At 76.3% G+C, this 1,649-nt stretch carries 1 protein-coding gene; it reads right to left on the bottom strand.

Translation table 11 applies throughout. The features are described from left to right. Positions 1–279 precede the first annotated feature (279 nt). On the bottom strand, positions 280–1,649 hold a 1,370-nt coding region (locus JNW87_RS38485; protein ID WP_238455448.1), incomplete at its 5' end, for a C40 family peptidase.

The raw sequence follows: 1,649 nt of genomic DNA, 5'->3' as shown, positions 1-1,649 counted from the left end.
CAGCGCTCGACCGGCCACGGGCCGCGCCGCTGCTCGCGCCCGCCGCGCCCTCGTCGTCCGTCGGGTCGGTCGTCGCCCGGGCGGGTGCGGGATCGGCCGGCCGATCGGTGGAGCCGGGCACGGGTCCCGGATGGACCGTCCCCGCCGGAACCTCTAGCTCGCCCATGCTCGCCTCCGCGCCCACGCTCGCACCCGGACCGCGACGGGCGGCCCGGGAGTGCCTGGATCTCACCGTGCCACATTCCGGCCCGGCAGCACAGCCGGAGTGGACGGTTACGGTCAGCTGGTGGCGCTCGGGCTGCCCGAGGTGGCCTCCGAGGCGCTGTCGGTCGGGGCGACGCTGCTCGTCGTCGGGGCGGGCTCGGTGCTCGTCTCCGGGCTGGGCGAGGTGGACGGGCTCGGCGTCGGCGACGGGGACGTGCTGGGCGACGGCGAGGTCGAGGGGCTGGTGCTGGGGCTCGGCTTCGTGGTCGTGGGCTTCGGCGTCGCGGTGCGGGTCGGCTTCGGGGTGGCCGTCCGAGTGGGCGTCGGGGTCGGCTTCGGCGTCGTGCTCGGCTTCGGCGGGGTGGTCGTCCGGGTGGGCAGTGGCACCGGGCTCGCCGGGGCGGGCACCGCGCCGACGACCCGGGTCGCGGCGTAGAGCCGGGTCCACCGGACGACCGAGATCTTGACGACGTCACCGGTTCGCGGCGCCTCGACCATCTTGCCGCCGCCGATGTACATCGCGACGTGGTGGATGCTCTGCCAGCTGCTGCCCGAGGCGAAGAAGAGCAGGTCGCCGGGGAGCAGGGCGGCGGGATCCACCGTGCGGGAGCGGGTGGCGTAGTACTGGTCCCGGGAGACCCGGGGCAGATCGCGGTAGCCGGCCGACTGGTACGCGGCGAGCATCAGGCCGGAGCAGTCGAACCGGTTCGGCCCCTCGGCCGCCCAGAGGTACGGGTCGCCGAGCTGGGCCAGGGCGTACCGCACGGCGGCCAGCGCCCGCGGGTCGGCGACCAGCCCGCTCACGCTCTGGCTGTTCACGTACGACGTGCCGATGCGCTGCTCGGCGGCGTCCTCGCGCTTCTCGATCTCGATCAGCCGCGCGGCGTTGTCCTTGCGCAGCTTGAGCAGCGTGGCTTCCTGCCGGTGCAGGGCCGCCTCAGCCGTCGCGTACGCGGCGTTGCGGTCCTGGACGCGGGCCTCGGCGGCGGCGTGCGCCTCCCGGGCGATCTGCTCGGCGGCGTTCGCCCGCGCCACCTCGCCGGCCACCGCGGTCGTCGCGCCCTCGGCCTTGTCACCGCGGGTGATCCGCTGGAGCGTGCTGAAGTCGCGCAGGTCGGCGCCGAACTCGCCGGGGGGCAGCGCGGCGGCGGCCTTGACCGCGTCGGCGGCGGCGGCCTTGGCGCTCTCCTGGGCGCGCAGGAGCGCCTCGTGGGCCCGCTGGAGCTCGGTGGCGGCGAGGGCGAGCTGGGCCCGCGCCTCGTCCCGCTCGCCCTTGACCTTGAGCAGGTCGTCGCCGAGCTGGCCGACCAGCGCGTCCACCGCGTTGATCTGGGCGATGAGCGGGCCGTCGCCCGGGTTGGCGGTCGCCGCGCCGGGTGTCGTGCCCGGTGTCGTGCCGAAGCCGCCGGGCGCGGCGGCGCCGGGCAGGCCCGGTACGGAGCGGG

It is taken from the genome of Micromonospora sp. ATA51 (genome assembly GCF_016802855.1).
Taxonomy (GTDB): Bacteria; Actinomycetota; Actinomycetes; order Mycobacteriales; family Micromonosporaceae; genus Micromonospora; species Micromonospora sicca.
Note: the sequence above shows the minus strand (reverse complement) of the source record. Positions and strands in the feature narration are given on the sequence as shown.